The 7,649-nt window shown below is 63.6% G+C and carries 6 protein-coding genes and 1 pseudogene; 4 read left to right on the forward strand and 3 right to left on the reverse strand.

Annotated features, from left to right (window positions below):
- From purL to purS, 3 genes and pseudogenes are all read right to left on the reverse strand, one after another.
- Positions 1–1,863 (reverse strand): phosphoribosylformylglycinamidine synthase subunit PurL (gene purL, locus AHiyo1_RS10355; protein ID WP_059388515.1); only part of this gene is annotated, 1,863 nt, incomplete at its 3' end.
- Positions 1,860–2,614, reverse strand: a pseudogene (gene purQ, locus AHiyo1_RS10360) (phosphoribosylformylglycinamidine synthase subunit PurQ). The pseudogene purQ and the gene purL, both read right to left, overlap by 4 nt.
- Before the next feature lies 1 nt (position 2,615).
- A complete protein-coding gene (gene purS, locus AHiyo1_RS10365) occupies positions 2,616–2,867 on the reverse strand; it encodes a phosphoribosylformylglycinamidine synthase subunit PurS (RefSeq protein WP_028265707.1) in 252 nt (83 codons plus the stop codon).
- Between the two features lie 352 nt (positions 2,868–3,219).
- Between purS and AHiyo1_RS10370 the strand changes: the two genes are divergently transcribed.
- The 4 genes from AHiyo1_RS10370 (at position 3,220) to AHiyo1_RS10380 (ending at position 7,302) form a co-directional block, all read left to right on the forward strand.
- A complete protein-coding gene (locus AHiyo1_RS10370; protein WP_059388516.1) occupies positions 3,220–3,405 on the forward strand; it encodes a hypothetical protein in 186 nt (61 codons plus the stop codon).
- Positions 3,406–3,540: 135 nt separating this feature from the next.
- A complete protein-coding gene (locus AHiyo1_RS10375) occupies positions 3,541–3,831 on the forward strand; it encodes a DUF1540 domain-containing protein (RefSeq protein ID WP_059388517.1) in 291 nt (96 codons plus the stop codon).
- Positions 3,832–4,111: 280 nt separating this feature from the next.
- Positions 4,112–4,426, forward strand: a complete 315-nt coding sequence (locus AHiyo1_RS26575) for a hypothetical protein (RefSeq protein ID WP_253257259.1) — start codon at positions 4,112–4,114, stop codon at positions 4,424–4,426.
- Entirely contained in the window at positions 4,423–7,302 is a 2,880-nt protein-coding gene (locus tag AHiyo1_RS10380; protein WP_253257260.1) for a S8 family serine peptidase, read from the forward strand. The genes AHiyo1_RS26575 and AHiyo1_RS10380 overlap by 4 nt, the downstream gene beginning before the upstream one ends.
- Positions 7,303–7,649 lie beyond the last annotated feature (347 nt).

Here is a 7,649-nt window from a genome sequence, read left to right on the forward strand (position 1 = left end):
TTCGGAACCGTCCAGTTCCGCGGCCGTGGTGCCCAGGAGGTAGATGGCCTGGCCATCTTCCTTCCAGCCCGACGGCGTGCGGCGCGCGACGTCGTCGAGCTTGCCCAGCACGGCAACCACGGGAGAGGGGTGGATCGGCACGGTACCGGTCTGGTTGTACAGCGAGACGTTGCCGCCGGTGACCGGGACGCCCAGTTCCATGCACGCGTCCGACAGGCCACGAATGGACTCGGCCAGCTGCCACATGACGTCGGGGTCCTCGGGGGAACCGAAGTTCAGGCAGTCGCTGACGGCCATCGGGACGGCGCCGGAGGTGGCGACGTTCCGGTACGCCTCGGCCAGTGCCAGCTGTGCGCCGTGGTACGGATCGAGGTAGGTGTAGCGGCCGTTGGCATCGGTGGCCAGGGCCACGCCCAAGCCGGTTTCCTCGTCCACGCGGACCACGCCGGCGTCGTCCGGGAACGCCATGGCGGTGTTGCCGCCGACGTAGCGGTCGTACTGCTTGGTGATCCAGGCCTTGCTGCACATGTTCGGCGAAGCAATGAGCTCGGTGATGGCGGCAGCCAGTTCCCCGGAAGTGGAGGGGCGGCCGGCGTCCTGCACGGAGCCCGTGAAGGTATCGGCCTGGACGGAATCCTGCCATGAGGGGCGGGCAAACGGGCGGTCGTAGACCGGACCGTCGTGGGCAACGGTGCGCGGGTCGACGTCGACAATGACTTCGCCTTCCCACGTGATGATGAGGCGGCCGGTGTCGGTCACTTCGCCCAGCCAGGAGTACTCCACGGCCCACTTGTCCATGACCGCTTCAAACGCGGTGATGTTCTCCGGCGTGACAACGGCCATCATGCGTTCCTGCGACTCGGACATCAGGATTTCGCCCGGGGTCAGGGTGGGGTCGCGGAGCAGCACGGAAGTCAGCTCAACCTGCATGCCGCCGTCGCCGTTGGAAGCGAGCTCGGACGTGGCGCAGGAGATACCTGCCGCGCCGAGGTCCTGGATACCCTCAACGAGAGAACCCTTGAACAGCTCCAGGCAGCACTCGATGAGCACCTTTTCGGCGAACGGGTCGCCTACCTGGACGGCGGGGCGCTTGGAAGGCTTGGTGTCGTCGAAGGACTCCGAGGCCAGCACCGAGGCGCCACCAATGCCGTCGCCGCCGGTGCGCGCACCGAACAGGACAACCTTGTTGCCCTTGCCGGACGCGTTGGCCAGGCGGATGTCTTCGTGGCGCATGACGCCGACTGCCAGCGCGTTGACCAGCGGGTTGCCCTGGTACACGGAGTCGAACACCATTTCACCGCCGATGTTCGGCAGGCCCAGCGAGTTGCCGTAGCCACCGATGCCGGCAACGGCACCGTGCATGACGCGGGCGGTGTCCGGGTGGTCGATGGCGCCGAATCGCAGCGGGTCCATCACGGCGACCGGGCGGGCGCCCATCGAGATGATGTCGCGGACAATGCCGCCGATGCCGGTCGCCGCACCCTGGTAGGGCTCCACGAACGACGGCGAGTTGTGGGACTCGATCTTGAACGTCACGGCCCAGCCGTCGCCCAGGTTGGTGACGCCGGCATTTTCGCCGATGCCCACGAGCATGTCCTTCTTCATCTCCTCGGTCACCTTTTCGCCGAACTGGCGCAGGTGGTTCTTCGAAGACTTGTAGGAGCAGTGCTCGCTCCACATGACGGAGTACATGGCGAGTTCGGCGCCCGTGGGGCGGCGGCCCAGGACCTTGACGACCTCGTCGAACTCGTTCTGCTTCAATCCGAGCTCGGCCCAGGGAAGCTCGGTGTCCGGGGTCTTCGCGGCGTTCTCGACGGTGTCGATGTTGAACTTCTTGCCGACGGTTTCAGCTGAGGTGGTCACTGTGCGCCTCCCACGATCTTGTTCAGGACGGAAGTGAAGAAGCCCAAGCCATCCGTGCCGGCGTTGGACTCCGGACCGAATCCGGGCTCCACCGCGTGCTCGGGGTGAGGCATGAGGCCCACTACGTTGCCGGCGGCGTTGCTGATGCCGGCGATGTCGCGGCGTGAACCGTTCGGGTTCCAGCCGACGTAGCGGAACACGACGCGGCCTTCGGCCTCAAGGGCGTCCAGGGTCTTGTCGTCGGCGATGTACTGGCCATCCTGGTTCTTCAGCGGAACCGTGATTTCCTCGCCAGCCTCGTAATCCGCGGTCCACAAGGTCTTGTTGTTCTCGACGCGCAGCACCTGGTCGCGGCACAAGAACTTCAAGTGGTCGTTCTTGATCATGGAGCCCGGGAGCAGGTGCGACTCGGTCAGGATCTGGAAACCGTTGCAAATACCCAGCACGGGCAGCTTGGCGTCGCTGTTGGCGGCATCGATGATGCGGGACATCAGCGGAGCGAAGCGCGAAATCGCGCCTGCCCGCAGGTAGTCGCCATAGGAGAATCCGCCCGGGATGACCACGGCGTCCACGTCGGCCAGCTGTGTGTCCGCATGCCAAAGTGCGACGGCGGTGCCGCCTGCGAGGCGGACCGCACGGGCGGCGTCGCGGTCGTCAAGGGTGCCAGGGAAGGTGACGACGCCGATTTTGGCCCCGGCCAAATGGGGTTCGACGGCCACGGGGCTCCGCCGATCAAAGGAAGTTCAGTCATGTCAGGCCTCGACGACCTCGACGTTGACGACGTCTTCGATCACCGGGTTGGACAGCAGGGTCTCGGCGGCCTCACGGGCTTGGGCGAGGATGGCATCGGTCACCTCGCCGTCAACGGTCAGTTCGAAGCGCTTGCCTTGGCGGACAGCGCTAAAGCTGGTGAAGCCGAGGCGGGGCAGTGCGCCCACGATGGCCTTCCCCTGAGGGTCCAGAATCTCGGGCTTGGGCATGACGTCGACGACGATCCGGGGCATCCGGTAACTCCTGTGCGTGAGCGTTGGTTAAACCTTGGTTAAAGGCTGCCGCGGAGTGGTGCCGTCTCACGCCGGAACTGCCTCCAAACAGTGTTCAGCAACAGTGTTTAACGGCAGGGTCTTACGGAATAAGGGGGGCGCTCCGCGAGCTTGCATGCCCATTCTACCGGCCAAATCGCTACATACCCTATTTGCGGGAGATCGGTGAAGAGGTGGCTACCAAGCAAAAGGTACGCGCCAATTCGCGGCGGCGCCCCGCCGTCGTCGGGGGTTTTGGATGAACGACGGCGGCTCTGGCCACCGAACGACGGCGGCTCTGGCCGGAGGTGGTTTGGCTCACTAGGATTGCGGCATGGCCGAGAACGCTAAGTCGATGGTTTTGCCCGTGGTCCTTGCCGCTGTATTTGCCGGCCTGGGGAGGATGGTTTTCCAAAGGATCATGGCGGACCGGGCGGCCCGGGAAAACCGCATTTCCGTCCCGCCGGATGCTTCGACGAGGGCCAAAATCAGCGACGCGTTGCGAGGGATCCATTCCTAGCGCGGCCTGCCCGCCGGCGCCACGTTGAGCGCAATAGGGTACGCGCAAATGCGCTAATCCTCCGGGTTAAAGGCGCGTATTCGGGAGTAGCTTGGAATTACTGTCCAGGAAATTCCCCGTCCACCAGGAGGAGCAATGACCGAACACGTCGCCGAAGTATCCGCCTGCAGCGTTGGCAGCTGTGGATTCAACCATCATGGCTGCACTGCCTTCGGGATCACCATTGGCGGAACCGCGGACCACGCATCCTGCGCCACCTTCATTGACACCACGCTCATGGGAGGACTCCCCAAAGTCCTGGCGCATGTCGGTGCCTGCCAGCGCTCGGAATGCACCCACAACAACAACCTCATGTGCGAGGCCCACGATGTCCGGATCGGCCCCGGTGCCGAAGCGGCTGATTGCTTGACGTACCAGCACGCCTGAGGCGCCTTTCAGTCCGTCTTCGCCTGAATATTTGAATATCCGCACAGCGGGCACGTCCCCTTCCGACGGGGGCGTGCCCGCTGCTGCGTGCGGATGTATTCTGATGCCGAATGACATGACAAAAAACGTGAAATGTGTCCTATGTCATATTCGACTATCGCTCTGTACTCTATGAATCGGCTGGGCTTTACCTGATTACAAGAACTGTCAATCGGTGCCCATCCTTTGTTGATTGATCTTGACATGACCGCCACGATCGCCCGGAAAGGTGCAATCACTCGTGAATTCACAAGGAAAGAGCTTCATTGGAAGCGGGGGGCTTCGAAAAGCTGCGGCGCTAGCCGTCGGATTACCGGTTCTGCTCTCCTCGGTGGCGTTGACACCCGCACAAGCAGCGCCCGCTTCCGGTTCAACGGTCCTCGGATCAACGGCCGCGGGAGTTGCCCGCAATGTCGACCCCAAGTCTTACCAGGATGGCCGTTACGTTGTGGTGCTGGCAGAGAAGCCAGCGGCCACTTACGACGGCGGAACCCCCGGCTATGTGCCCACCAAGCCGCAGGCGGGCAAGAAACTGGATGTCGCAAGGCCGAAGTGAAGCAGTACCAGGCCCACTTGCAGCAGAAGCAGCAGGACGTGGCCAAGCAGCAGAGCGTAACCATCAACCGCGACTACACCACAGCCATCAACGGCTTTAGCGCCACGCTTTCCGCGAACCAGGCGGTCAATCTCGCGAAGAATCCCGATGTTCTCCTCGTGGCCCCGGACACGCAGTCTGCTCCTGACTACTCCACCACCGATTTCCTCAACCTCAGCGGACCGAATGGTGCTTGGAATACCCAGTTCGGCGGCCAGGACCAGGCCGGCAAGGGCACCGTGGTGGGTGTCATCGACACCGGCTACACGCCCACAAGCAAGTTCTTCGCCGGGGATCCCGTCCAGCCGCTGGTCGGGGACCCCCAGGTGGGCATCCCGTACCGCACGAGTGACGGCAAGATCGCCATGCTGAAGGCCAACGGAGACACCTTCGTCGGCGAGTGCCAGAAAGGCACCGACACCGGAGCGGCCTTTGACGGAACTGCCTGCAATTCCAAAGTCCTCGCCGCCCACTACTTCGCAGATGCCTTCCTCCAGACGGTTCCGCCAGCCCAACGGGCACCCCAGGAACAAATCTCGCCCATCGACGTCGTGAGCCACGGTACGCACACGGCCAGCACCGCCGCCGGCAACCCTGGCGTGGAAACGTTCGTGGATGGCCGGAGCTTCGGCAAGACGAGCGGCGTGGCACCAGCTGCCAAGCTCTCCATCTACAAGGTGTGCTGGGAAGACACCGACCCCAATACGGGCGGTTGCTACAGTTCCGCGGCCATCGCCGCCATTGACCAGGCCATCGCCGACGGCGTGGACGTCCTGAATTACTCCATTTCCGGCGCCACGGACACCACTACCGACCCGGTTTCGCTCGCGTTCCTCTCTGCTGCGTCGGCCGGCATCTTTGTGGCGGCATCCGCCGGTAACTCGGGACCTCAGGCCAGCACCGTCAACCACGGCGCACCCTGGATGACCACGGTTGCGGCTACCTCCTTCTCCCAGGAACTCCAGGGAACGGTCGAATTCTCCGACGGCACCAAGTTCCGCGGAGCCAGCATCATGAACCACCAGGTGAGCGGGGCCGGCGTCGTGCTTTCCGCAAACGCCGCGTCAGGCGCCGGTAACGCGGCACTTTGCGCGCCTGGGTCCCTGGACCCGGCGAAAATCGCCGGCAAGGTAGTGGTGTGTGACCGTGGAGTGGTTGACCGCGTCGCGAAGAGCGCCGAGGTGCTCCGCGGTGGCGGCGTGGGCATGATCCTGGTGAACCTCACCAGTTCCTCCTTGGACACGGACAAGCACGCGGTGCCTACTGTCCACGTGAATCCTCCCGCCTCGCAGGCCATCAAGGACAAGGTCGGGGCCAACCCGGCACTTACTGTTTCCCTGGTTGACCACGACACCACTGGGCTTCCGCTCGAGGCCCAGCCGCAGATCGCCGGATTCTCCTCCCGCGGCCCGCTCCTCGCCACCGATTCGGATCTCCTCAAGCCGGACGTCTCGGCTCCCGGCGTTGCGGTGCTCGCGGGTGTTTCGCCGATCGGCAGCAAAGGTGATGAGTACGGATTCATGTCCGGTACCTCCATGGCGTCCCCGCACATTGCAGGTTTCGGAGCCTTGATCCTGGCGAAGAATCCCGATTGGTCCCCTGCGACGGTCAAGTCGGCCATGATGACGACGGCGAGTGACGTCAAGCTGGCCGACGGAAGCAAGAACCAGGACGTCTTCGCCACCGGTGCGGGAGAAATGAACCCTGCCAGCGTGCTGGAACCGGGCCTGGTCTACGATGCCGGAACCGAGGACTACCTGAAGTTCATCCAGGGTACCGGCGTCGATCTCGGCAAGCCGGGGCTGGGCTCGACACTGCCCCGCGACATGAACCTCCCCTCGTTCGCCCTGGGTAACCTCGCGGGCAAGATCGAGGTCACCCGCACCGTCACCGCCCTGACTCCGGGACAATACCGGGCCACAGTCAATGTCCCCGGCGTTGACGTCAAGGTCACTCCGTCCGTGCTGAACTTCAACGAAGTCGGCCAGAAGAAGACCTTCAAGGTGACCTTCGAAAACAAGACGGCCGCACTGGGTACTTTCGCGATGGGATCGCTGAAGTGGGAAGGTGCCAACAAGTCGGTGGTCTCTCCAATTGCGGTCCGTCCGCAGTCGGTGCTGGCCTCCAAGAGCGTCGCCTTCACGTCCCAGGAGGCAAGCGGATCGGCGGACATCAACATCGTTTCCGGTTCCGACTCACCCACTGCTGTGACCATTGACGGTCTTTCCAAGGCTGATTCCTCGGCCGCGGAACTTGTTCCGGGTCCCGTGGCTGTTGCGAACAACGCCTCGAACTTCGTCAAGACCGCCACGGTTCCGCCCGGAACGGCGTTCGCGAAGTTCTCGGTGATTTCCTCCGATCCCACGGCGGATTTCGATCTGTATGTCCTGTCGCCGTCGGGCCAGTTGTTCACGGCAGCGACACCGAGTGCCAGTGAGTCGCTCTCGCTCGACAACCCCCAGCCTGGAACGTACACCATCATCGCGAACCTATATGCAAGCCCTAACAACCGGCCCACCAAGGCCAGCGTTGACGCCGCGATCCTGGGCGCGAACCAAGGCAACGCCACGGTCACGCCCAACGCCACGGTTACGCCCAACCCGATCAAGATGAAGAACGGCAAATCCGGGAAGCTCAGTTTCGCGTGGAACAACCTGACTCCGGGTTCCTACATCGGCCGACTCACTTTTGACGGCACCAGCGCGCCGACGTTTGTGTCCGTCCTGGTCTCGGCAAGCGGCACCGTGTCCGTGGTGCCGAACGATGACCAGGAAGGCGAACATGGCAAGGGCAAACTGCAGAACGCGGGGGAGGACCAGTCAAACAACGCGCCGTAGCGCGGCATTAATGGTCTGACAGATATGCGAGGCAGCGGCCGGCGGGATATCCCGCCGGCCGCTTTCTTATCGTCCCCCCGGACGCTCGCTCACCTATATGTCCCTTTTGGCGGACGCTCGCTCACCTTAATGGCCAAACGGCGGAACCCCCTTGCAGATGATGTGAGCGGGCGTCCGGCTCGGGGCGGTTGTTTGTGAGCGGGCGTCCGGCTCGGGACGGTTGTTTGTGAGCGGGCGTCCGGCTGGGGGGGCACTTGTTTGTGAGCGGGCGTTGGGTGGGGAGTTAGATGTTTCCCGTGGATCCTGCCACGCCGCCGAGGAGGGCGGCCATGGTGCGCCAACGGGCG

Origin of the sequence: Arthrobacter sp. Hiyo1 (genome assembly GCF_001263615.2) — a bacterium.
GTDB lineage: Bacteria > Actinomycetota > Actinomycetes > Actinomycetales > Micrococcaceae > Arthrobacter.